21 protein-coding genes are annotated in these 23,351 nt (G+C 74.2%); 14 read left to right on the top strand and 7 right to left on the bottom strand.

Translation table 11 applies throughout. From position 1 onward, the window contains the following. Window positions 1-1,473 carry a cryptochrome/photolyase family protein gene (locus ABT006_RS27150; RefSeq protein WP_350710871.1) on the bottom strand — a complete coding sequence of 491 codons (1,473 nt, stop codon included), beginning with the start codon at window positions 1,471-1,473 and terminating at the stop codon, window positions 1-3. Between the two features lie 51 nt (window positions 1,474-1,524). Then, complete coding sequence (locus ABT006_RS27145; RefSeq protein ID WP_350710912.1) at window positions 1,525-2,607, bottom strand: hypothetical protein; 1,083 nt, start codon at window positions 2,605-2,607, stop codon at window positions 1,525-1,527. A gap of 759 nt (window positions 2,608-3,366) precedes the next feature. Here ABT006_RS27145 and ABT006_RS27140 point away from each other — a divergent pair. The 8 genes from ABT006_RS27140 to ABT006_RS27105 all read left to right on the top strand — a co-directional run bounded on the left by ABT006_RS27140 (window position 3,367) and on the right by ABT006_RS27105 (window position 12,977). Next, complete coding sequence (locus ABT006_RS27140; RefSeq protein ID WP_350710869.1) at window positions 3,367-5,352, top strand: TIGR03960 family B12-binding radical SAM protein; 1,986 nt, start codon at window positions 3,367-3,369, stop codon at window positions 5,350-5,352. 192 nt (window positions 5,353-5,544) lie between these two features. Further along, window positions 5,545-6,264: a TIGR03936 family radical SAM-associated protein gene (locus ABT006_RS27135; RefSeq protein ID WP_350710910.1), complete on the top strand. Its 720-nt coding sequence runs from the start codon at window positions 5,545-5,547 to the stop codon at window positions 6,262-6,264. A gap of 131 nt (window positions 6,265-6,395) precedes the next feature. Beyond that, window positions 6,396-9,494 (top strand): Rne/Rng family ribonuclease, encoded by a 3,099-nt coding sequence (locus ABT006_RS27130; protein WP_350710867.1) that lies wholly within the window; start codon window positions 6,396-6,398, stop codon window positions 9,492-9,494. Between the two features lie 117 nt (window positions 9,495-9,611). Beyond that, a complete protein-coding gene (locus ABT006_RS27125) occupies window positions 9,612-10,139 on the top strand; it encodes a hypothetical protein (RefSeq protein WP_350710865.1) in 528 nt (175 codons plus the stop codon). A 165-nt stretch (window positions 10,140-10,304) separates the two neighbouring features. Continuing rightward, entirely contained in the window at window positions 10,305-10,619 is a 315-nt protein-coding gene (gene rplU, locus ABT006_RS27120; RefSeq protein ID WP_088982529.1) for a 50S ribosomal protein L21, read from the top strand. A gap of 11 nt (window positions 10,620-10,630) precedes the next feature. Continuing rightward, window positions 10,631-10,885, top strand: a complete 255-nt coding sequence (rpmA, locus tag ABT006_RS27115) for a 50S ribosomal protein L27 (protein ID WP_013288010.1) — start codon at window positions 10,631-10,633, stop codon at window positions 10,883-10,885. Between the two features lie 93 nt (window positions 10,886-10,978). Then, window positions 10,979-12,457, top strand: a complete 1,479-nt coding sequence (gene obgE, locus ABT006_RS27110; protein WP_350710862.1) for a GTPase ObgE — start codon at window positions 10,979-10,981, stop codon at window positions 12,455-12,457. Between the two features lie 70 nt (window positions 12,458-12,527). Then, a complete protein-coding gene (locus ABT006_RS27105; protein ID WP_350710860.1) occupies window positions 12,528-12,977 on the top strand; it encodes a GNAT family N-acetyltransferase in 450 nt (149 codons plus the stop codon). Window positions 12,978-13,007: 30 nt separating this feature from the next. Here the strand turns inward: ABT006_RS27105 and ABT006_RS27100 are convergent, their stop codons facing one another. Further along, window positions 13,008-13,679: a DUF6766 family protein gene (locus tag ABT006_RS27100; protein ID WP_350710858.1), complete on the bottom strand. Its 672-nt coding sequence runs from the start codon at window positions 13,677-13,679 to the stop codon at window positions 13,008-13,010. A 23-nt stretch (window positions 13,680-13,702) separates the two neighbouring features. Next, window positions 13,703-14,182 (bottom strand): DUF4383 domain-containing protein, encoded by a 480-nt coding sequence (locus ABT006_RS27095; protein ID WP_350710856.1) that lies wholly within the window; start codon window positions 14,180-14,182, stop codon window positions 13,703-13,705. 258 nt (window positions 14,183-14,440) lie between these two features. Here ABT006_RS27095 and ABT006_RS27090 point away from each other — a divergent pair, with 258 nt between their 5' ends. The 3 genes from ABT006_RS27090 to ABT006_RS27080 are packed head-to-tail and all read left to right on the top strand — an operon-like array spanning window position 14,441 to window position 16,381. Next, the gene (locus ABT006_RS27090) at window positions 14,441-15,217 is read left to right on the top strand and encodes a hypothetical protein (protein ID WP_350710854.1); all 777 of its coding nucleotides are present in this window, start codon (window positions 14,441-14,443) and stop codon (window positions 15,215-15,217) included. A gap of 31 nt (window positions 15,218-15,248) precedes the next feature. Next, entirely contained in the window at window positions 15,249-15,701 is a 453-nt protein-coding gene (locus ABT006_RS27085) for a phage holin family protein (RefSeq protein WP_350710852.1), read from the top strand. Continuing rightward, window positions 15,698-16,381: a DUF3618 domain-containing protein gene (locus tag ABT006_RS27080; RefSeq protein WP_350710850.1), complete on the top strand. Its 684-nt coding sequence runs from the start codon at window positions 15,698-15,700 to the stop codon at window positions 16,379-16,381. The genes ABT006_RS27085 and ABT006_RS27080 overlap by 4 nt, the downstream gene beginning before the upstream one ends. A gap of 250 nt (window positions 16,382-16,631) precedes the next feature. On the opposite strand, the gene ABT006_RS27075 is transcribed toward ABT006_RS27080, so the two are convergent. Beyond that, window positions 16,632-17,684 (bottom strand): glycosyltransferase family 2 protein, encoded by a 1,053-nt coding sequence (locus ABT006_RS27075; protein WP_350710848.1) that lies wholly within the window; start codon window positions 17,682-17,684, stop codon window positions 16,632-16,634. 162 nt (window positions 17,685-17,846) lie between these two features. Continuing rightward, entirely contained in the window at window positions 17,847-19,094 is a 1,248-nt protein-coding gene (locus ABT006_RS27070; protein WP_350710846.1) for a cytochrome P450, read from the bottom strand. Between the two features lie 286 nt (window positions 19,095-19,380). On the opposite strand from ABT006_RS27070, the gene ABT006_RS27065 reads away from it, so the two are divergent. Then, a complete protein-coding gene (locus tag ABT006_RS27065; protein WP_350710844.1) occupies window positions 19,381-19,773 on the top strand; it encodes a hypothetical protein in 393 nt (130 codons plus the stop codon). Between the two features lie 93 nt (window positions 19,774-19,866). On the opposite strand, the gene ABT006_RS27060 is transcribed toward ABT006_RS27065, so the two are convergent. After that, window positions 19,867-20,085 carry a DUF397 domain-containing protein gene (locus ABT006_RS27060; protein ID WP_088992395.1) on the bottom strand — a complete coding sequence of 73 codons (219 nt, stop codon included), beginning with the start codon at window positions 20,083-20,085 and terminating at the stop codon, window positions 19,867-19,869. A gap of 68 nt (window positions 20,086-20,153) precedes the next feature. On the opposite strand from ABT006_RS27060, the gene pepN reads away from it, so the two are divergent. Both pepN and nadD read left to right on the top strand, forming a co-directional pair. After that, the gene (gene pepN / locus ABT006_RS27055) at window positions 20,154-22,667 is read left to right on the top strand and encodes an aminopeptidase N (protein ID WP_350710842.1); all 2,514 of its coding nucleotides are present in this window, start codon (window positions 20,154-20,156) and stop codon (window positions 22,665-22,667) included. Window positions 22,668-22,736: 69 nt separating this feature from the next. Beyond that, the gene (nadD, locus tag ABT006_RS27050) at window positions 22,737-23,333 is read left to right on the top strand and encodes a nicotinate-nucleotide adenylyltransferase (protein ID WP_350710840.1); all 597 of its coding nucleotides are present in this window, start codon (window positions 22,737-22,739) and stop codon (window positions 23,331-23,333) included. Window positions 23,334-23,351: the final 18 nt, after the last annotated feature.

Genomic DNA, 23,351 nt, shown 5'->3' with positions numbered 1-23,351 from the left:
TCACGGTGCGGCGTCGCCGCGCCGCTTCTCCTGGCGGACGACGTCGTCCACGTCGCCGAGCCGGCCGAGCTGGGCGATGGCGCGGGCCATCCGCGCGTTGGGCGGGATCCGGTCGCGGTTGCGGGCCAGGAAGGCCCAGTAGCCGGCGGTGTACGGGCACGCGTGCTCGCCGACCCGCTTCTTCGGGTCGTACCGGCAGCCGCCGCAGTAGTCGCTCATCCGGTTGACGAACGCGCCGCCGGAGACGTACGGCTTCGTGCTCATCCGGCCGAGGTCGGCGTACTGGCTCATGCCGACGACGTTGACCGTCATCACCCAGACGTAGCCGTCGACGAAGCTGCGGTGGAAGAAGTCCACCATCTCGGCCGGACGCCAGCCGCGCTGCAACCCGTAGTTGCCGAGCACCATCAGCCGCGGGATGTGGTGCACCCAGCCGTGGTCGCGCAGGTCGGCCAGGACGTCCGACAGGCAGTGCGCCTGCACCGCGTCGGCGTCGAGGTCGCGGAACCAGTCCGGCACCGACCGGCGGGCCGTCAGCTCGTTGCTGGCCTGGTAGCCGGGGCCGAAGTACCAGTACAGGTTCCAGACGAAGTCCCGCCAGCCGATCAGTTGCCGGACGAAGCCCTCGACGCTGGCCAGGGGCGCGCCGTCCCGGTGGTACGCCTGCTCGGCGCCGCGGACCGCCTCCATCGGGTCGAGCAGGCCGAGGTTGAACGAGGACGACAGCAGGCTGTGCGCCAGCCACGGGTCGCCGGCCAGCATCGCGTCCTCGTACGGGCCGAACTGGGCCAGCCGGTGCCGGAGGAAGTGCCGCAGCCGCGCCGTCGCCTCCTTCGTGGTGGCCGGGAACCGGCGCGGGCCGTCCCGCCCCACGAACCGGATGCCCTCCCGCTCCCAGCGGTCCAGGTCGGCCCGGACCTCGGCGTCGATGTCGTCCTCCTTCGGCATCGGCGGGGCGGGCAGGTCCAGGCGTTCGGCCCCCTTCGGCGGCGGCCGGCGGTTCTCGACGTCCAGGCTCCACCGGCCGCCGACCGGCTCGTCGGAGTCGACCAGCACCCGGTGGTGCTCGCGGGCGAACCGGTAGAACGCGTCCATCCGCAGCGCGCCCCGCTTCGCGTCCGCCCACCGGGCGAAGTCGTCCAGGGCGGTCACGAAGCCGCGCGGCGGCAGCACGGTGACCCCGTCCAGGCCGCGGACGAACTCCAGGGCTGCGCGCGAGGTCGGGTGGCACACGTCCAGCGGCTCGCGTACCTTCCGCAGCCCCTCCCGGTAGGTTTCGGTGCGCAGGAAGATCGCCTGGTCGCCCAGCTCCGCCGCCCGGTGACGCAGGGCGGAGAGGACCAGGTGCGCCTTCTGCCGGTGGAACGCGCGGCGCCGGAAGACCGCCTTCGACTCGATCAGCAGCACCGGCTGGCGGCGGTCGTCGAGGAAGTGCGGCCCCAGCTGATCGGCGAAGAGCCAACGCCGCGGCATGCCCGGATTGTCCCCCGGGAGCCAGCTTCGGCGGGGGAAGAAAGGCCCGGTTCAGCCCTGTTTGGCGGTAACGATTTGGTCCCGCAGGGTGCCGAGCAGGGTGGCGCTGTCGTCGACGGAGAGCCGGGTGAAGACCGCGGTGGCGATGCTGCCGTGGTCGACGGAGGTGCAGACCACCACGTCGCCGCCGTCGACGCGGCCCACCGCGCAGCGCGCGTGCCGGCCACGTACGCCGGTGTCGACCTCCTGCGCCTCGCCGAGGGAGTACTGCTCGGTGAGCCGGGTGATCTCGTCCTGCGCGTCCGACTCGGGGGTGAACCGGAAACCGGTGCCGCCGAAGACCGTCACCCGCTTGCCGCCGGGCGTGCCGTAGACGCCGGCGAAGGTGTCCTCGGCCAGCCAGTGCGCCTTGCGTACCTCCGCCTCCAGTTGCCTGGCGGTCTCCTTGCTGCGGCTGTCGTCGCGCAGCCGCAGGTCGGCCACCTCGGCGGGCAGGGCGGCGCTGGCCGGGTACTGCGTGACCATCGGCGTCCCGTAGTAGGCCGGGCAGCCGCAGCAGCAGGCCAGGGTGAGCAGCAGCACCCACGGCCAGCGGCGACGCTTGCGGACGGCGACCGGGACGTACCCCTTGGGGGCCTGGAAGCCGGGCGGCGGCCCGGCCGGCGGCGTCTTCGCCCGCCGCTGCCTCGGCGGCGCGGGCGGCGGGGGCGGGGCAGGCGCCGGCCGCACCGGGACGGGCGCCCGGGAGGCCGGCGGCGGGGCCGGGTAGGCGACCGGCGGCGGCGACACCGGGTAGGCGACCGGCGGCGGGGCGGAACGCGGCGGGGGCGGCGGCGCGGGGGAGCGGATGGGCGGTGCCGGCGGCACGGGGTGTGACCGGGCCGGTGGCGCGGCCGGGTACGGCAGCGTGGGTGGCAGCGGCGGCAGTTCGGCCGGCGGCAGGTCCCACCCGCCGGTGTCCGCGCCGGCCCACGGGTCCACCGGGGTGCGGTGCTCGGGCGGCTCCGTCGGGCTCGGCGGCACCGGCGTGGGCTCGGCCGACTCGCCCCAGGCCCGCTTGCGCGGCGGCGGGGGAGGGACGGGCGCGGAGCCGCTCCACCGGGGTGCGGGGGGCTGCTCGTCGGCGGGGAGCATGCGGGTGCCCTGCGGTCCGGCAGTCGGGCGGTCGGTCGGCGGTTCGTCGGCGGGGAGCATGCGGGTGCCCTGCGGCCCGGCCGCCGGGCGGTCCGTCGCGGGCCGGTCGGCGGGGAGCGGGCGGGTGCCCTGCGGTCCGGCGGCGTCGGCGCCCTCCGCTCCGGCGGCGTCGGACCCCTCCGCTCCGGCGGCGTCGGACCCCTCCGCTCCGGCGGTGTCGGACCCCTTCCCTCCGGCGGCGTCGGACACCTTCGGCCCGCTGGCGAGGGCGCCGTCCGGGGCGGTGGCCGCGTCCTGCCGGGCGTCGGCGGTGCCCTGCGGAGCGTCGGCGTCCGGCGGGGCGGTGGCGGTGGCGGCGTCCGGCGGGGCGGTCACGTCGGCGTCGGCGCGGTCGGTCGCGGTCGCCTCCGACCCCTCGACGGGCAACTCACGGGTGCCCTCCGGGCCCGTGGGGCCGGCGGGGGCGGAGGCTGCGGGGGAGGACGTGTGCTCCTCGGTGACCGCCGGATCCCGGCCCTGGTCCGGGCCCGGGATGCTCCCGTCGGCCGGCCGGTCCGGTCCCGGCTGCGGCTGCGGCATCGCGGCAATCTCCTCTCGCGCCGGTCCGAGGTTAGTACCGACCCGCCAGCGCGGCGATCCCGGCCACCGCTCGGGCGGCAGGGGCCGGGCCGACGTCCGGTCGGAAGCTGTGGCGACCGACCGGCCCGCGCGGCGGCGTCCGCGCGGTCGCCGCCGACGGGGCGCGTACCCTTGGGCATCATGAGCGTCCCGTCCACCACGCCGCGTCCCGTCGCGGCCAATTCCGTCTGGCCCCGGCTGGAGCCGCTGCTGCCCCAGGTGACCAAGCCCATCCAGTACGTCGGTGGCGAGCTGGGTGCGGTGGTCAAGGACTGGGACACCGCAGCCGTGCGCTGGGCGCTGATGTATCCCGACGCCTACGAGGTCGGCCTGCCCAACCAGGGCGTGCAGATCCTCTACGAGGTGCTCAACGAGCTGCCCGACGTGCTCGCCGAGCGGACGTACGCGGTCTGGCCGGACCTGGAGAAGCTGATGCGCGCCCACGGCGTGCCGCAGTTCACGGTCGACGCGCACCGCTCGGTGCGCGACTTCGACGTGTTCGGCATCTCCTTCTCCACGGAGCTGGGCTACACCAACCTGCTCAGCGCGATCGACCTGGCCGGCATCCCCATGCTCGCCGCCGACCGCACCGACGCCGACCCGGTGATCGTGGCCGGCGGTCACGCCGCCTTCAACCCGGAGCCCATCGCCGACTTCGTCGACGCCGCGGTGCTCGGCGACGGCGAGGAAGCCGTCCTGGAGATCACCGCGATCGTCCGGGAGTGGAAGGCGGAGGGCTCCCCGGGCGGGCGCGACGAACTGCTGCTGCGCCTGGCCCGCACCGAGAGCGTCTACGTGCCGCGCTTCTACGACGTGGACTACCTGCCCGACGGCCGGATCCAGCGGGTCGTGCCGAACCGGGCGGACGTGCCGTTCCGGGTGCACAAGCGCACGACCATGGACCTGGACGCCTGGCCGTACCCGAAGAAGCCCCTGGTGCCGCTCGCCGAGACGGTGCACGAGCGGTACGCGGTGGAGATCTTCCGGGGCTGCACCCGGGGCTGCCGGTTCTGCCAGGCCGGCATGATCACCCGGCCGGTGCGCGAGCGCTCCATCACCACCGTGGGGCAGATGGTGCAGCAGGGGCTGGAGTTCTCCGGCTTCCACGAGGTGGGCCTGCTGTCGCTGTCGTCCGCCGACCACTCCGAGATCGGCGACATGTGCTCGGGCCTCGCCCAGCAGTACGAGGGCACCAACGTCTCGCTCTCGCTGCCGTCGACCAGGGTCGACGCGTTCAACATCGACCTCGCGCAGGAACTGTCCCGCAACGGGCGGCGCACCGGCCTGACCTTCGCGCCGGAGGGCGGGTCGGAGCGGATTCGCAAGGTCATCAACAAGATGGTGTCGAAGGAAGACCTGATCCGCACCGTCGTCACCGCGTACACGAACGGCTGGCGGCAGGTGAAGCTCTACTTCATGTGCGGCCTGCCCACGGAGACCGACGAGGACGTCCTCGAGATCGCGGACATGGCGCACGAGGTGATCAGGGCGGGTCGGGCGGCCACCGGGTCCAAGGACATCCGCTGCACCGTCTCCATCGGCGGTTTCGTGCCGAAGCCGCACACCCCGTTCCAGTGGGCGTCCATGGAGCGGCCGGAGGTCATCGACGGCCGGCTCAAGCTGCTCAAGCAGGCGATCAACTCGGACCGCTCGCTGGGCCGGGCGATCGGCTTCCGCTACCACGACGGCGAGCCCTCGTTGATCGAGGGCCTGCTCAGCCGGGGCGACCGCCGGGTCGGCGCGGTGATCCGCAAGGTCTGGGAGAACGGCGGCCGGTTCGACGGCTGGAGCGAGCACTTCTCCTACCAGCGCTGGGTGGAGGCCGCGGCCGAGGTGCTGCCGCAGTTCGGGGTCGACCTCGACTGGTACACCACCCGCGAGCGCGACGAGCTGGAGGTCCTGCCCTGGGACCACCTGGACTCGGGCCTGGACAAGGACTGGCTCTGGCAGGACTGGCAGGATTCGCTCAGCGAGTACGAGCAGGACGACTGCCGGTGGACCCCGTGTTTCGACTGCGGCGTCTGTCCCGCCATGGACACCGAGATCCAGATCGGCCCGACCGGGAAGAAACTCCTCCCGCTCACCCCGATCAACGGCCTGAAGCTCCCCACCAGCGCCCAGCAGTAGCCCGCCGCGGGCGGGTGGCGCCCTCGCGCCGCCCGCCGCGCACCGGGTCGATCATGCGGCTGTCGTCAGCGGCACGCGCGTTGTCGCGCGGGTGCCTTCACGACCAGCCGGTCTCTGACACCGAGGAGCACGACGATCAGTAGGAAACCACAGCCAGAGGGCGGCCAGGCCCCGGTCGTCCAGCGCGTCCGGATCCGGTACGCCAAGCGCGGTCCGCTGCGCTTCACGTCGCACCGGGACTTCGCCCGGGCGTTCGAGCGGGCGCTGCGCCGGGCCGGCGTGCCGATCGCCTTCTCCCAGGGCTTCACCCCGCACCCCAAGATCTCGTACGCCAGCGCGGCCCCCACCGGCGTAGCGAGCGAGGCCGAATATCTGGAGATCGGCCTTCGTGAGCCGGTCGACCCGCAGGAGCTGCGCGCCGCCCTGGATGCCGCGCTCTCGCCGGGGCTCGACGTGCTCGACGCCGTCGTGGCCGGCGGCGGGAGTCTTGCCGACCGGATCGAGGCGTCGCACTGGCGGATCGAGCTGCCCGAGGTCGACCCCGCCGTCCTGGAACGGGCGGTTTCCGCCTTCACGGCCGCGGACGAGGTGCTCGTCGAGCGGATGACCAAACAGGGCCGGCGCACCTTCGACGCCCGATCAGCGGTGATTCACATCGATGTCGCGGCGTCGACGGAGACGCCTTCCGGGGTCCCGGCCGTACCGTGTGCGATACTCGAACTGGTCGTGCGGCAGGTCACCCCCGCCGTGCGGCCCGATGACGTCCTTTCCGGCCTCCGCGTGGTGGCCGACCTGGAGCCGCCGGTCTCCCCGAGGGTGATCCGGCTGGCACAGGGCACGTTGACCGCGCAGGGTGCGATCGCGGATCCGTTGGACGCGGACCGCGACGGGGCAACCATCGGTGAACGCTGACCGACGGTCGGCGTTCAGGCAGGCAGACTTCGGCGGTCGCGCACCCTGCGTGCCCGGCGGAAACACTTTTGCGGCAACCCTGCGTGGCAGCGCTCACCCGCGCCCGGGGCAGCCAGAACTGGAGAACGTCCATGCTCGAGAACGAGCCCGAGGGCGGCGAACGGACCGGTTCACAGCCGGCCGACGAGACCGCTGACAACAGCACCACCGAGAACGCCACCGGCGCGAGCGGCGCCACCGAGGCGGGGAGCACCGCCGGGGCGGAGAACGCCGCCGTCGGCACGGCGGACGCCGGAGCCACCGAGGCGGGACAGGCCCCGGTCGCGCCCGCCCGACGCCGTACCACCCGGCGCCGCGCCGCGCCCCTGAACCAGCCCGAGCAGACCGACGCGCCGGTGCAGGCGTCGACCGAGGCCGTGCCGGGCAGCGCCGAGGCGCCGCAGGCCGAGGTGCTCGCCCCGGTCACCGGCGACCTCGACGCCGCCCCGAAGGCGCCGCGCCGCCGCCGCAAGGCCACCACCGCCAAGGCCACCGGGGAGCCCACGGCGCAGGCCGAGGAGCCCGCGGCGCAGGCCGCCGGAGAGCCGTCGGCCGCGGTGGAGGAGGCCCCCGCCGAGGCGGCGAAGCCGGTCAAGGCCACCCGTGCCCGCCGGAAGAAGGCCGCCCCCGCGGCGGCCGAGCCGGCCGCGGAGACCCCGGCCGGCACCGCCGAGCCGGCCGCCGGTGACGAGGCCGCCCAGGCCGCGCCCGGCGAGGCCGAGCAGCCCGGCCGGGCCGAGCCGCAGGCCGGCACCGAGTTCGGCGCCGCCGCGCCGCCCGCCACGGCCGGCGGCGCGGAGACCCGCGCCGGCGAGGTGCCGCCGGGCGCCGCGCCCGCAGCGGAACCGACCGCCCAGGAGGAGGAGGCCGCCGCCGAGCCGGAGCCGCGTACCCGCCGCCGGCGGGCCGCGCTCTCCGCGCCCACCGTGCTCTTCATGGCCCCGCAGCCGGAGGAGATGCCGCTGGCCCGGGTCGTCACGCCCGCCCCCGCCGCCGTGGAGCCCGCCGCAGAGGAGGAGCCGGCCGAGCCGACCCGCCGCCGCCGGCGCGGCCGCCGCGACGTCGAGCTGGCCGAGGCCGTCGAGGCCGAGGAGGAGCCGACCGAGGAGGCCGAGGAGGCCGCCGAGGACGAGGAAGAGGACGAGGACACCGCCGCCCGCCGTCGCCGCCGCCGGGGCCGCCGGGGCCGGGGCCGGGGCAAGGGCGGCGCGGAGGACATCGAGGACGAGGAGGCCGAGGAGGCCGCGCAGGCCGAGGCGGAAGAGGCCGAAGGCGAGGAGGACGAGGAGGCCGAGGGCGGCGACGCGCTGACCCGCCGTCGCCGGCGGCGCCGTCGCCGGGGCGCCGGCGACGTCGAGGCGGGTGCCGACGACGGCGTGCCGACGGTCGTCAAGATCCGCGAGCCGCGCAAGACCGTCGACGAGGTGCAGGGCGTCTCCGGCTCGACCCGCCTGGAGGCCAAGCGCCAGCGCCGCCGCGACGGCCGCGAGCAGCGCCGGACCCGGCCGCCGATCCTCAGCGAGTCGGAGTTCCTGGCCCGCCGGGAGGCCGTCGACCGGGTGATGGCGGTACGCCAGCGCGGCGACCGGACCCAGATCGCCGTCCTCGAGGACGGGGTGCTGGTCGAGCACTACGTCACCCGCAACTCCTCCGGCACCATGGCCGGCAACGTCTACCTCGGCAAGGTGCAGAACGTCCTGCCCAGCATGGAGGCGGCCTTCGTCGACATCGGGCGCGGCCGCAACGCCGTGCTGTACGCCGGCGAGGTGAACTGGGACACCACCGGCCTGGAGGGTCGGGCCCGCTCGATCGAGCAGGCGCTGCGGTCCGGCGACTCGGTGCTCGTGCAGGTCACCAAGGACCCGATCGGCCACAAGGGCGCGCGGCTGACCAGCCACATCGCGCTCTCCGGCCGGCACCTGGTCTACGTGCCCAACGGCAACGCCTCCGGCATCAGCCGGAAGCTGCCCGACACCGAGCGCAAGCGGCTGCGGGACGTGCTGAAGAAGCTGGTGCCGGACGGCGCGGGCGTGATCGTCCGGACCGCCGCCGAGGGCGCCAGCGAGGACGAGCTGGCCCGCGACGTCAAGCGGTTGCAGGCGCAGTGGGAGGACATCCAGGCCAAGGCGGCCGAGGGCGGCGCCCCGGTGCTGCTCTACGAGGAGCCCGACCTGGTCATCCGGGTCGTCCGGGACCTGTTCAACGAGGACTTCCGCGAGCTGGTGATCGAGGGCGACGAGTCGTACGACGTGGTCGAGTCGTACCTGTCGCACGTCTCGCCGGACCTGGTCGCCCGGCTGCGCCGGCACGTCGGCACCACGGACGTCTTCGCCACGTACCGGATCGACGAGCAGATCCTCAAGGGCCTGGACCGGAAGGTCTTCCTCCCGTCCGGCGGCCACCTGGTGATCGACCGCACCGAGGCGATGACCGTGGTCGACGTCAACACCGGCAAGTACACCGGCGCGGGCGGCAACCTGGAGGAGACGGTCACCCGGAACAACCTCGAGGCCGCCGAGGAGATCGTCCGCCAGCTCCGGCTGCGCGACATCGGCGGCATCGTGGTGATCGACTTCATCGACATGGTGCTGGAGTCGAACCGCGAGCTGGTGCTGCGCCGGCTGACCGAGTGCCTGGGGCGGGACCGCACCAAGCACCAGGTCACCGAGATCACCTCGCTCGGCCTGGTGCAGATGACCCGCAAGCGGATCGGCGCGGGCCTGCTGGAGGCGTTCAGCGAGACGTGCGAGTGCTGCAAGGGCCGGGGCCTGATCATCCACACCGAGCCGGTGCCGGAGAAGCCGCGCTCCGGCGGCGGCGCGGGGGAGAAGGTGAAGGCGGTCGCCTCGGCGGTCGCCGCCCCGGCGGCCGAGCAGGGCGGCGGGGCGTCCCGGAAGCGGGCCCGCAAGAGCGCGCCGGCCGAGCGGACCGTGGCCGAGGTCACCGAGCCCGACACCGCGACCAGCCCGGACGCCGACTACCACGACACCATGGGCTACGACCTGTCCCGCTACGAGACGGACACCCCCGCCGCGCCGGAGATCGCCGACAGCCAGACGGGCGAGTCCGCCCGGCTGGCCGCCCCGGACGACCCGGACGCGCTGGCCGACACCGACGGCGACGAGCCGGAGGGCGGCTCCGGCCGGCGCCGGTCCCGGCGCAGCGGCGCGCGGCGGCGCACCCGGCCGTGACCGGCTGAGCAGCCCGGCGTTTGGCAGGGCCCCTTTCCCGGCAATGTCCCGGGGAGGGGGCCTTGTCGTATGGTCGATCCCCGGCCACGATCGGCCAACCCGGTCAGGAGAAGAACTATGCGCCGTCTGCTCGCCGTCGCCACGGTCATCGCTGTCCTGCTCACCGGCGCCGGGTGCGCGGCCGAGCGGCCGGAGCCGGCCGCCTCGGGCGCCGCGTCGAGCGGGCCCACCGGCGGTCCGGGCGGCGGGGCGACGGGCACCGGGCCGGGTGGCGGGCCGGGTGGCGGGCCGGGGGCCGGCAGCGGGGCGGCGGGCGGCAACGCCCCCGAGGTGTGCGCCGCCGCGCAGGCGGCCGGGGACACCGCCGTGCGGACGTACGTCGAGGAACTCGGCAAGATGGTCGCGGCGGTCGGGGCGAACGACGGCACCGCGGCCGAAACCGCCCGCAAGCGCATCTCCGAGGCGCTGACCGACTGGCGGGCCGCCCTGCGGCGGGAGTCGGGCCGGGCCGAGGACGCCCAGCTCAAGACGCTGCTCGCGGACATGGCGGCCGAGGTCGGCACGCTGGGCACCGACGTCGACGCGATCGACGAGACCGAGCTGGACCGGCTCCGGCAGCGGCTCGACCAGCTCTGCGCCCGCTGACCTGCGGGGCCGGTTTGGGCGTCGGCCCTCCCATGGCGTACGCTTGCCTGCGGCGCACTTTGGTGTGCCGAGTTCCCGCGCGCCCGCGCCGCCGTGCCTCTGCTACCCGGCGAGCCGCCGTGGGAACACCCGCCAGCAGCCTCAACGACAGGGAGTCCGCCTCCGATGTACGCGATCGTCAAGACCGGCGGCAAGCAGTACAAGGTCGCCGAGGGCGACGTGATCGAGGTCGAGAAGCTCGCCGGTGCGCCCGGCGACGCGGTGAAGCTCACCGCGGTGCTCCTCGTCGACGGTGACGACCTGGTGACCGACGCGGCGAAGCTTGCCGAGGTCGCGGTGTCCGGCGAGATCGCCGCGCACACCAAGGGCCCGAAGATCCGGATCCACAAGTTCAAGAACAAGACCGGCTACCACAAGCGCCAGGGTCACCGTCAGCCGCTGACCCAGGTCAAGGTGACCGGCATCTCCAGCGGGAAGTAGGTCGTCCTCAGATGGCTCACAAAAAGGGTGCGTCCAGCTCGCGCAACGGTCGTGACTCCGCGGCCCAGCGGCTCGGCGTGAAGCGCTTCGGTGGTCAGGTCGTCAGCGCGGGTGAGATCCTCATCCGTCAGCGCGGCACCAAGTTCCACCCCGGTGACCTGGTCGGCCGTGGCGGAGACGACACGCTCTTCGCGCTGGCCGCCGGTTCGGTCCAGTTCGGCACCAAGCGCGGTCGCAAGACCGTCAGCATCGTGCCGCAGCAGTAGTTTCTCCGGCGCAGCGGGCCGCGGACCTCGTGTCCCGGCCCGCTTCGCCTTTTCTCGTGCGGGGAGTCGACCTCGCTGGAAGGATTGACGCCCGTGGCGACGTTCGTTGACCGGGTCGTCCTGCACCTGCAGGCCGGCGATGGCGGGCACGGTTGTGTCTCGATCCACCGGGAGAAGTTCAAGCCCTTCGGCGGCCCCGACGGCGGCAACGGCGGGCACGGCGGCAGCGTGTCCCTCGTGGTCGACCCGCAGGTGACGACGCTGCTCGACTTCCACTTCCGCCCGCACGTCAAGGCCGAGAACGGCCGGGGCGGCGCCGGGTCGAACCGGGACGGCGCGAACGGCCACAACCTCGTGCTGAAGGTGCCGAACGGCACCGTCGTGCAGGCCCTCGACGGCACCGTGCTGGCCGACATGGTCGGCGCCGGCACGACCTTCGAGGTGGCCCGGGGCGGGCGCGGCGGCCGGGGCAACGCGTCGCTGGCCAACGCCCGGCGCAAGGCCCCCGGCTTCGCCGAGCTGGGCGAGCCCGGCGAGCAGCTCGACGTGGTGCTGGAACTCAAGAGCGTCGCCGACGTCGGCCTGGTGGGCTTCCCGTCGGCCGGCAAGTCGTCGCTGATCTCGGTGATCTCCGCCGCCAAGCCGAAGATCGCCGACTACCCGTTCACCACCCTGGTGCCCAACCTGGGCGTGGTCCGGGTGGACAACCACACCTTCACGGTCGCCGACGTGCCGGGCCTGATCCCGGGGGCGGCCACCGGCAAGGGCCTCGGCCTGGAATTCCTCCGGCACATCGAGCGCTGCTCGGTGCTGGTGCACGTCATCGACACCGCCACCCTGGAGCCCGGCCGGGACCCGGTGGCCGACATCGACACCATCGAGGCCGAGCTGACCGAGTACGGCGGCCTGGCCGACCGGCCCCGGCTGGTGGCGCTGAACAAGGTCGACGTGCCGGACGGCCGGGACCTGGCCGAGATCGTCCGCCCCGACCTGGAGGAGCGCGGCTTCCGGGTGTTCGAGGTCTCGGCGGCCACCCGGGAGGGTCTGAAGGAGCTGACGTACGCCATGGCGGAGCTGGTGGAGCAGGCGCGCAGCGCCGCGCCGCCGGCCGAGCCGACCCGGATCGTGATCCGGCCGAGGGCGGTCGACGACGCCGGCTTCACGATCGAGGCCGCGCCGGACGGCGGCTGGCTCGTGCGCGGCGTCCGTCCCGAGCGGTGGGTGCGGCAGACGAACTTCGACAACGACGAGGCGGTGGGCTACCTGGCCGACCGGCTGGCGCGCCTGGGCGTCGAGGAGAAGCTCGGGAAGGCCGGCGCGGAGCCGGGCGACCTCGTCCGGATCGGCGACCGCGAGTTCGACTGGCAGCCGACCCTCTACGCCGGCGCCGACTTCGTCCCGGGCAACCGGGGCACGGACGTCCGGCTGGAGGAGAAGTCGACCCGCGCCTCCGCGGCGGAGCGGCTGGCGGCCCGCAAGGCCCGCCGGCAGCGCCCGGCCGACGAGGTCGAGGCCGGCCCGTCGGACGAGGTCGGCCCGTACGACGGGGTCGGGGAGGGCGACGCCGAATAGCTCGTCGTGCTCCGTGAGCGGGTCGACTGCCGGAAACCTGCCCGAAATCCGCGCCGCCTAGCGTGGCCTGATGCTGATCGAGTCCCGCCCCGCCACGGATCCGGAGATCGACGCCCTGGTCACCGCCCAGCAGCGCGAGCTGCGTGAGGCGGACGGCGGGTTGGACGGCCAGGCGACCGTGACCCACGACGACATCCGCTACCTCGTGGTGGTGGCCGACGGGCGGGCGATCGCCTGCGGCGGGATCCAGGCGCTCGACGACGGCACCGGCGAGCTGAAGCGGATGTACGTCCGCCCGGCGTACCGGGGGCGGGGCATCGCCCGGCAGTTGCTGGCCGCGCTGGAGGAGTTGGCCTTCCGGCAGGGGCACGCGGTGGTCTGCCTGGAGACCGGCACGTACCTGCCGGCCGCGATCGGGCTCTACACCTCGTGCGGGTACGAGCCGATCCCGGTGTACGGCGAGTACGTGAGCAACCCGTACAGCGTCTGCTTCGCCAAGCGGCTGCGCGTGCCGGCCTGACGGCGCCCGCGCCCGGCGCCGGCCGGCCGGTCAGTCGCCGGTGTGCGAGTGCGCGGCGGTGACCGGCTTCGACTCCGGCGACGCGTGCTGACGCAGGAAGACGCTCAGCACGATCAACATCCCGACCGCGAGGAACTCGCTCTGCCAGTTCTGCATCGACTGGTACCAGAACTCGCTGGTGCCGAGGAACTCCCGGACGCCGATCGGTGGCGCGCCGGCCAGCAGCGCCTGCTCCTCGTTGTAGGTGGCCGTACCGCCGAGCAGATGGCCGAGGAACGAGCCGGCGAAGATCAGCAGCAGCGCGATCGAGAGGCTGTTCCGGTAGACCACCAGCGGCAGGCCGCTGACGCGCACCGGCCAGGGTGAGTCGGGGGTGGCGCGTCGCTCGTCGTCCTCGGGGCGGTCGGTCTGCCCGACGGGCTTCGACTCGGCCGAGCCCCGCTGCACCAGGTACGCGGTGAGCAGGACGTAGCCGCCCATCTGGAGGAACTCGGACTCCCAGTTCTCGAAGACGGCCTCGGCGAAGTGCCCGCTGCGCAGGTACGCCGGCCAGGCCACGGGCGCCGCGCCGAGATCGGTCAACTCCTCGTTGCGGGCGTGCCAGCCGAACACGCTCTGCAACGCGAGGAAGACGAGGAAGGCGCCGAACATCGAGATCGTCAGCGCGTGGTCCCGTAGCCGGCGGAGCATGACGACCTCCATGTCGCGATCCCGGGCCTCCGCGGTCAGGGGCGGTCGAAGGGCCTGTCCAGACGGCCGCCGGTGCCGACCTGGTTGGACAGCAGCAGCCCGAGGGCGAGCATGCCGAAGCCGAGGGCCAGGTGCAGCCAGTTGTCGGCGTCGTTGACCGGGATGAAGTTCAACACGGTCTCCCGGTCGATCGCGAAGCCGTACAGCCACAGGCCGAGGTAGAGCGCGCCGCCGCCGGCGAGGAAGACCCGGGCCCCGGCGACGGTGCGGGCCAGCACCAGCCCGGCCAGCCCGAAGCCCAGGTGCAGCGCGTTGTGCAGGATCGACACCTGGAACAGGCCGAGCAGCCGGGCCTCGGAGTGGTGACCGGCGAACGTCATGTCGCCGTAGTCGGTGGTGACGCCGGGGATGAACCCGAGCACCCCGACCAGGGTGAAGATCCCGGCCGCGGCCACCGCGGCGAACTGCACCGCGGGCTTCGGTCCCGATGGGGCGCCGCGTGCGTTCCGTGCCATCGATGTCACCTCCGTGGACCCGCGGAACGCCCTGCCCGCGGCGCGGGTCGCGGCGACCGACCGTCACTGTCCGTGATGGCATCGGCGTCCGGCCCGACGATCCTCCATTTTGTAGTCCTCCCGGGACGGGCCGCAGGAGAAGTCACGAACGAGGTATGGAAGCGGCGACGGAGGGTAGGTCAGAGGCGGCGACGGCAGCAACGGCCGGTCGCATCCCCCCAGCACAACCGCGACGACTTTCCGAGCGGAAGGGACATCATGACTTACGATCTGTCACCCACGACTTCCACGTACGGGCAGGAGTCGACCAACGGCGGCGGCGTCCGCGAGCAGGCCCGCCAGGTCGGGTCGGAGGCGAAGCATGCCGGCGGCGCCGTCGCCGGGACGGCCAAGGAACAGGGCAGGGAGGTCGTCGGCGAGGCGACCCGCCAGGCGCGCAACCTCTACGGCGAGGCCCGCAGCCAGGTGGCCAGCCAGGCCGGTGAGCAGCAGCGGCGTGCCGCCGGTGGGCTCCGCTCGCTGGCCGACGAGATGCGCTCGATGGCCGAGCAGGGCGGTCAGGCCGGGCCGGTGAGCGAGATCGCCCGCCAGGCCGCCGACCGGGTGCACGGCGTGGCCGGCTGGCTGGAGGAGCGGGAGCCCGGCGACATCATCGCCGAGGTGCGGGACTACGCCCGCCGCAACCCGGGCACCTTCCTCGTCGGCGCCGCCGTGCTGGGCGTGCTCGCCGGCCGGCTGACCAGGAACATCTCCGCCGCCGGCGACGGCCAGGGCGGCAACGGCCACTCCGCGTACGGCTCGGGTGCCGGCTACGACCCGGACCGGACGGCGGTCATCCCGACGACGCCGGCCGCGCGTGCGGTGCCGGACGCCGTGCCGCCGGGTGGCTACCTGGAGCCGGCCCCGGGCGCGTACGCCGATCCGCAGACCACCACCGGCTACGCCGACCCGGCGGGTGGCGTCGGTCAGCCGCTGCCGCCGGTGACCCGGACCGACCCGCTGCCGGGCGTGCCGTCGAGCGGGACCCGTCCGTGAGCCCACGAGTCATCCGAAGGGAGGCGGCGGCATGAGCGTGCCGACGCAGGGGTCGGGGCTGAACTCCGGTCACCATCCCCACGACGCGGACGAGGTCCGGGGCAGCTCGATCGGTGAGCTGATGCGTCAGGTCACCACCGACCTGTCCACCCTGATGCGGCAGGAGGTCGAACTCGCCAAGGCCGAGATCCGCCAGGAGGGCAAGAAGGCGGGCAAGGCCGCCGGTTTCTTCGGCGGCGCCGGCTTCGGCGGCTACATGGTGGCCCTGTTCCTGTCGCTGGCCCTCTGGGCCGGGCTGTCCAACGTGATGGACGCCGGCTGGGCGGCGCTGATCGTGGCCGTCATCTGGGGCGCGATCGCCGCGGTCCTCTACTCCATGGCCAGGAAGAACGCCGAGCGGATCCGTGGCCTCAAGCAGACCAACGAGAGCGTGCAGCGGATTCCCGACGCGCTCAAGCCCCACCCGCAGGAGGTCACCCGATGAGCACCGACCCGGACCAGATCCGCCGGGAGATCGAAGCCACCCGGAGCAACCTGAGCTCCGACGTGGACGCGCTGGCGTACAAGGTCAGCCCCGCCCGCATCGTCGACGACCGCAAGCAGCGGGCCCGCAACGCACTGCAGAATGTGAGGGACAAGGTGATGGGAACCGCTTCCGACCTGGGTCACAGCACCAAGCACGGCGCCCACTCGGTGGGCGACCACGCCTCGTCGGCGGCGTCCGGCGTCAGCGACAGAGCGCACTCGGCCGCTTCGACGGTCAGCGACGCCGCGCACTCGGCCGCTTCGACGGTCAGCGACGCCGCGCACCGGGCCCCGCACGCGATCCGGCAGAAGTCCGAGGGCAACCCGCTGGCCGCCGGCCTGATCGCCTTCGGCGTCGGCTGGCTCGCCTCCTCGCTCATCCCGGCCACCCGCCGCGAGCAGCAGGTGGCGACGCAGGTCAAGGAGAAGGCCGGCGGGCACGCCGGGGTGGTGAAGGAGAAGCTGGGCGAGGTCGCCAGCGAGCTGAAGGAGGAACTGCGGGAGCCGGCGCAGCACGCCACCGAGTCGGTGAAGTCCACCGCGCAGGAGGCCGTGCACGCCGTCAAGGACGACACCCGCTCCGCCGCGCAGGACGTGAAGGACCAGGCGCAGCAGTCGCGCGAACAGGTGCGGTACTGACCGACCCGGCCACCGCACGCCGCAGCTCGCGGCCACTCCCGGGAACGTTCCGGAGAGTGGCCGCGAGCTGTCGCGTGCGTCCCGCCCCCGCGCCGCCCTCCCGGCCGCCGCGATCTTGCAGTTTGTGCCCACCTTCCGCGGCGTTGTGGCCGGAGATGTCCGGGCAGAATGTGCAAGATCGCGTGGGCGTGGGCGTGGGCGTGGGCGTGGGCGTGGGCGTGGGCGTGGCGCGGGAGAGGCGTGGGGCGGGTCAGCGGAGGCGGAGGGTGCGGTCGAAGTGGGCGGCGCGCCGGACCCGGCCGCCGGCGTAGCGGACCCCGCCGAAGAGGAGTCGCCGGCCGAGGGCGAGCCAGCTGCACGCGCCGCGTTCCAGCACCCAGAGCGGCGCCGCCAGGGCGGCGGTCGGCGGGAAGACCGCGCTGCCGCCGGCCCGGCGCCGGCCCGCCTCGGCCAGCACCACGGTGGTCCCGGCCGCGCCGAGCAGCAGCCCCGGTCGCCGGGCCGCGACCGCCGCGGCCAGCGCCGGCAGGACCGCGAGCGAGGCCACCAGGCGGGCCGGCTGGGCCAGGTCGTCGTACGCCTGGCGCACCCGCTGGCGCAGGAAGTGGGCGGTGTCGGGCGGCAGCCGGCGTACGTGCAGCCAGGCGGGTGTCGCCTCGGTGCCCCCGTACGCGCGCACGGTGCGGATCAGCTCCAGGTTCTCGAAGAGCACGTCCGGGTCGTAGCCGCCCATGGCGAGGAAGGTGCTCCGGCGCACCGCCAGGGTGCCGGGGTAGTCCGCGCCGAGCGCCCGGTTGAGCAGGGTCCGCCCGGTGTCCCACCACGCGTGCCAGGGCAGCGGGTCGAAGTAGTTCTGCGGCCGGACCAGGTCCACCCGGTCGAGCAGCCGGTGCACGGCGCGCAACCCCGCCTCGTCGTACCGGACGTCGTCGTCGGCGATCACCACGTGCTCGTGCCGGGCCGCGGCGACGCCGGTGAGCACGCCGGTCACCTTCCCGTTGACGCCCCGTACGGCAGGATCGGGTGGCAGGTGCCGGACCAGCTCCCGCCAGGCCACCCGGTGCCGGGCGAACAGCTCCGGCGGCGACCCGTCCACCACGGTCACGTCGACCCGCGAGCTGAGCCAGCGCAGGTAGCCGGTCAGCGCGGGGAGCCCGGCGTCGTCGGTCCAGCGCAGCGGCAGGACGTACGCGACCGGCAGCCCGCGGTCGTCGACGGTCGCGGCGTCCGGTGCGAGGTGGGCGTACGTCTCGTCGTGGACTTGGGCCACGTGCCGGCCGTACTCGCTGGCGTCGAAGGACAACGGGTCTCCCGGTGACAGTGGGTGCCCGCAGCAGGTGCCCGCATGTCGGCCGGTCAAACCGGTTCGCCGATCCGTCGGGCGGTCACGGGCGGCGCGCCGGGAGCGGGCGGCCCGTCCCCGGGCACCGGTCGCCGACCGACCAGACCGGCCGGGGTGGTGCGCTCAGGCGGTGCGGCGGACGTTCGTGATCACGAAGCCGCTGGGCGGCAGCGCCGGCATCCGGCTCAGGCTCAGCGCCAGATCCTGCGGGGGCACGTCGTAGCGCATGGCGGTGGTCAGGTTCGTCACCGCCCGCCTCATCAGCTCGATGGTGATCCACTCACCGGCGCAGCGGTGGCCGGACAGATGGTTCCCGCCGCCCTGGGGGACGAAGCGGAACGGGTCGCCCCGCCAGCCGGTGAAGCGCTCCGGGCGGAACCGCTCCGGCTCGGGCCAGAGCTCCGGGTGGTGGTCGGTGCCGTACAGGTCGAGCAGCACCCGCCGGCCGCGCGGGAAGTGGTAACCCTGCCAGTCGAAGGAACGACGGACCCGGGCGGCGGCCACCGGGAAGAAGGGGTAGAAGCGGCGTACCTCCTGCACGAAGCTCTCGGTGGCCTCCTCGCTCTCGCGGGTCCGCTGCCGCCAGGACGGGTGGTCGTGCAGCGCGAGCGCGGCGAACACGACGAACCGGTCGACGGCGACGGTGGGGCGCAGCACGTTGAGCAGTTCGACGGCGGCGATCCGGCGCGGGAGCAGCCGCCCGCGGGCGTCGCGGTGCTCGGCGATCACCCGCAGCGCGCTGCCCTCGGGCGCCGGGAGCGTGCCGACGCGCTCGCGGTCGATGACGCCGCCGATCCAGCGTTCGCCCCGGCGGCGGCCCAGCAGGCCGCGCCAGTGCCGGGGGCCGAGCGCCGCCGGCCCCTCGATCATCGCGTGCAGGTCGGCGGTGCGCCGGTCGACCTCGGAGGCCGCCAGCGGCACGCCCGCCCAGGCGCAGACCGCGCGCGTCAGCATCCGGCCGACCTCGTCGTACAGCACGACGGGCCCGCCCGCCTCCCAGGCCGGGACGCGGGCCCGCCACTCGTCGTCGAAGAGTTGGCCGAGGTGCCGGACCGCGGTCGGCGTCATGATCGACATGATCATGGCCTTGCGGTCGCGGTGGTCGGCGCCGTCCAGGCCCTGCACGCCGCCCCGGCCGGTCAGGGTGCGCTGCGCCCGCATCGGGGTCGCACCCGCGCGGACGAACCGCTCGGTGTCGTAGAACAGCTCGGCCGCCGGGCGGCCGCGCAGGCAGATGGTGCGCTCCAGCAGCAGCCGGGCCTGGAAGATGTCGCCGCCGTGGCGGTCGCAGCGGCGGCCGACGAAGCGGTAGCCGTCGCGCAGGAACGCCACCGAGCTCTCCGGGCTGCGCTCCGTCGGGATGGTCGCCATCGGGCCTCCTGCAGCGGGCGGCGGCCGTTGCCGGCCGGCCGGTCTCGTCGATGCCTCTGCGTCTACCCAGGCCGGCCGGGCGCAATCCCGCGGCAGGCGGAACGTGAGGGGAGGGGGCCAGCGCACGGCGCGCCCGCTGGCCCCTCCCAGGGGAGCGGAAAGCTGGTTGGCTCGGGGGAGCGGTCCGGTCGGGCCGCCGACGGCGTGCCGACGGCAGGCAGCCGGGCCGGAACCCGGGCGGGTCACCTGGGGGAGGGCCGCGTCCACGATCGCCACGGGAGGACCCATGCGGGACAACAGGCCGCCGTACTGGCGGCAGCGGCAGGCGCTGGGGGCGCTCGGCGCGACACGGGACGCGGCCGGCGCCCCGTTGATCGCGCCGCCTCGCCGCCCGGCCCGGCCGGGCCGGTTCTTCACCGTGCACCTCGGCTTCACCGCGCCCGACCTGGAATCGGCCCGGGAGGTCGCCGTCGGATACGCGGAGGCGCTGAGCCTGCTGCGACCCGAGCTGGCCCTGGGCGCGTCGGCGCTGTCGCCGGCCGAGGCGTGGCAGAACGCCGAGCGGCTGTTCTGCGGCGCGTCCGGGCCGGACGGCGAGCGCTGCGTCGACGTGGCCGGCCACCCCGGCTTCCACCACGCCCCCGGCCCCGGCGGGCTGGGCTGGGGCGACGGCGACTAGGGCCGCGCGGCCCACGGGATGCCCGGCCCGCCCGCGGGGGCGGGCCGGGGGCCGACGGCGGTGTCGCCGACCGACCCGACCGGCGTCCTCGGCTCAGTCCAGGTCGAACTCGCCGTCCTGGGCACCGGCGACGAAGGCGTCCCACTCGGCCTGGGTGAAGACGAGCACGGGGCCGTCCGGCTCGGCGGAGTTGCGCATGCCGATCAGGTCGTCGACGAAGGCCACCTCGACGGCGCTCTCGGAGGTGTCGCCTTCGGCCCGCTGCCAGACCGCCCGGGAGAGGTCGAAGTCGCCCTTGGGGTGCGAAGCCATGGTTCAGTCCTCCAGTGCCACGGGGTCATGGGAAACACGTGCGGATCCCCATCGGGCAGGATAAGCGGATGCCGAGCCTGACCCGTGTAGAGGCGACCGCGCGTGGCGCGGCGATCACCGTCGAGTCCTACCAGGTGGACCTCGACCTGACCGGCGACGGCGAGCGGTTCCGCTCGACCGCCACCATCCGGTTCCGGGCCGCCGCCGGGGCGCAGACCTTCGTCGACGTCAAGCCCGCGAAGCTGCTGACGGTACGCCTCAACGACCGGGACCTCGACCCGGCCGCGCTGGCCGACGGCCGGTTCCCGCTGGCCGACCTGGCGGCGGAGAACACGCTCACCGTCACCGCCGAGATGGCGTACTCGAACACCGGCGAGGGGATGCACCGCTTCGTCGACCCGGCCGACGGCGAGACGTACCTGTATGCGATGTCCTTCCTGGACGAGGCGCCGCGCATCTTCGCCGCCTTCGACCAGCCGGACCTGAAGGCCCCGGTGACGCTCTCGGTCACCGCTCCAGCGGAGTGGACGGTCGCCGCCAACGGGGCGCTCGCCGCGAACCCCCGGCCGGGGCGCTGGGAGTTCGCCCCCACCGCCCCGCTGGCCACGTACTTCTTCTCGGTGGTCGCCGGCCCCTGGCACGTCCGCCGCGACTCCCACGACGGCATCCCCCTCGGCGTGTACTGCCGCCGTTCCCTCGCCGCCCACCTGGACGCCGACCTCGACGAGATCCTCACCGTCACGAAGCAGTGCCTCGACCGCTTCCACCAACTCTTCGCCGATCGCTACCCGTTCGGCAAGTACGACCAGGCGTTCGTGCCCGAGTTCAACGCCGGCGCGATGGAGAACCCCGGCCTGGTCACCTTCCGGGACGACTACGTGTTCCGCTCGGCGGTCACCGACAGCCAGCGCGAGGTGCGCGCCACCACCATCGCGCACGAGATGGCGCACATGTGGTTCGGCGACCTCGTCACCATGCGCTGGTGGGACGACCTCTGGCTGAACGAGTCCTTCGCCGAGTACCTGGGCACCCGGGTGACCGCCGAGGCGACCCGCTTCGACCGGGCCTGGACGACCTTCGCGATCCGCCGCAAGTCCTGGGGCTACACCGCCGACCAGCGGCCGTCGACCCACCCCGTCGCCCCGGCCGAGGTCGCCGACGCCGCCGAGGCCCTGCTCAACTTCGACGGCATCTCGTACGCCAAGGGGGCCAGCGTGCTGCGGCAGCTCGTCGCCTGGCTGGGCGACGAGGTGTTCCTCGCCGGGCTGAACGCGCACTTCGCGAAGCACCGGTTCGGCAACGCCACGCTGACCGACCTGCTGGCCGCCCTCGGCGACGCCGGCGGGCGGGACCTGGGCGCCTGGGCCGACCGGTGGCTGCGCAGCGCACAGGTCAACACGCTGCGCATCGAGACCTCGGTCGACGCCGACGGGCGCTGGCGGGACGCGGCGATCGTGCAGACCGCCCCCGCGTCGCACCCGGTGCTGCGCCCGCACCGCGTCGGCGTGGGCCGGTACGCCGACGGCACGGCGAGCCGCTTCGAGGTCGACCTGGACCCGGACGCCGACGGCGGGCGGACCACGCTCACCCCGCTGCTCGGCGAGGCGGCCACCGGGCTGCTGCTGCCGAACGACGGCGACCTGACCTTTGCCAAGATCCGCCTCGACCCGGCTTCGGCCGACGCGGTGCCCATGGTGCTGCCGGGGCTCGCCGACCCGCTGGCCCGGGCCCTGCTCTGGGGCGAGGCGCTCGACGCGGCCACCGACGGGGAGCGCCCGGTCACCTCGCTGGTCGCCCTGGTCGCCGCGGCGCTGCCCGCCGAGACGGAGGTGACGATCGCCGAGGAGGTGCTCACCCTGAGCCGCCGGCTGATCGACCGCTACCTGGACCCGCTCGCCCGGGACGCCGCCCTGCTCCGGGTCGCCGGGGCGTGCGCGGCGCTGCTCGCCGGGGCGCCGGCCGGGGGCTCGTTGCAGCTCGCCGCCGCCCGGGGCCTGATCGCCGCCACCACCGACACCAGGCTGCTCGCCGGGTGGCTGGCCGGTGACGGCGTGCCGGAGGGCCTGGCCGTCGACGCCGACCTGCGCTGGGCGCTGCTGCTGCGTCTGGTGGTGCTGGGCGCGGCCGGCGAGGCGGAGATCGCCGCCGAGGCGGCCGCGGACCGTAGCGCCACCGGGGCGGAGCGGGCCGCCTGCTGCCGGGCGGCGCTGCCGGACGGGGAGGCCAAGCGGGTCGCCTGGGAGATCGTGGTGCGCAACACCGAGCTGTCCAACCGCCTCGTGGAGGCGACCGCCGAGGGTTTCTGGCAGCCGGAGCAGGCCGAGCTGACCGCACCGTACGTCGAGCGGTACTTCGCCGACATGCCGGCGGCGGCGAAGCTGCGTACCCCCTGGGTGGCCGACGATGTCACCGTGCGGGCCTTCCCCCGGTACGCCGTGGCGCAGCCCACCCGGGAGTTGGCCGCGGCCCTGCTGGCCCGGGACGACCTCACGCCCGGCCTGCGGCGCTGGGTCACCGACCTGGACGACGACCTGCGCCGGGCGCTGGTGGCCCGGACGGCGACGGCCGCCGCGTCGGCCTGAGCGGACCGTAGGCCGGGACGGCCGGCGGCCCCGGGTCGCCGTCGGCCGTGCCCGGCCTACGATCATCGGATGGAGGAGGACATCCGGCGGATCGGCATCATGGGCGGGACCTTCGATCCGATCCACCACGGGCACCTCGTCGCGGCCAGCGAGGTGGCGGACCGGTTCGGCCTGGACGAGGTGGTCTTCGTCCCCACCGGCCAGCCGTGGCAGAAGGAGGACCAGCCGGTCAGCCCGGCCGAGGACCGCTACCTGATGACGGTGATCGCCACCGCCTCCAACCCCCGCTTCCAGGTCAGCCGGGTCGACATCGACCGGGGCGGGCCCACCTACACGGTCGACACGCTGCGTGACCTGCACGCCGAGTACGGCCCGAAGGTGCAGCTCTTCTTCATCACCGGCGCCGACGCGCTGGAGAAGATCCTCTCCTGGAAGGACCTGGACGAGATCTTCGAGCTGGCCCACTTCATCGGGGTGACCCGGCCCGGCTTCGAGCTCACCGACGCGCACCTGCCCGCCGACACGGTGAGCCTGGTGCAGGTCCCGGCGATGGCCATCTCGTCCACGAACTGCCGCGCGCGGGTCGCCCGCGGGGAGCCGGTCTGGTACCTCGTGCCGGACGGTGTGGTGCAGTACATCGCCAAACGGCGCCTCTACCAGCAGTGATTCGACCCGGTATCGGGT

It is taken from the genome of Micromonospora sp. NPDC002717, assembly GCF_040295705.1.
Taxonomy (GTDB): Bacteria; Actinomycetota; Actinomycetes; order Mycobacteriales; family Micromonosporaceae; genus Micromonospora.
The sequence above is the reverse complement of the archived record's forward strand: the minus strand, read 5'-3'. Positions and strand labels throughout refer to the sequence as shown.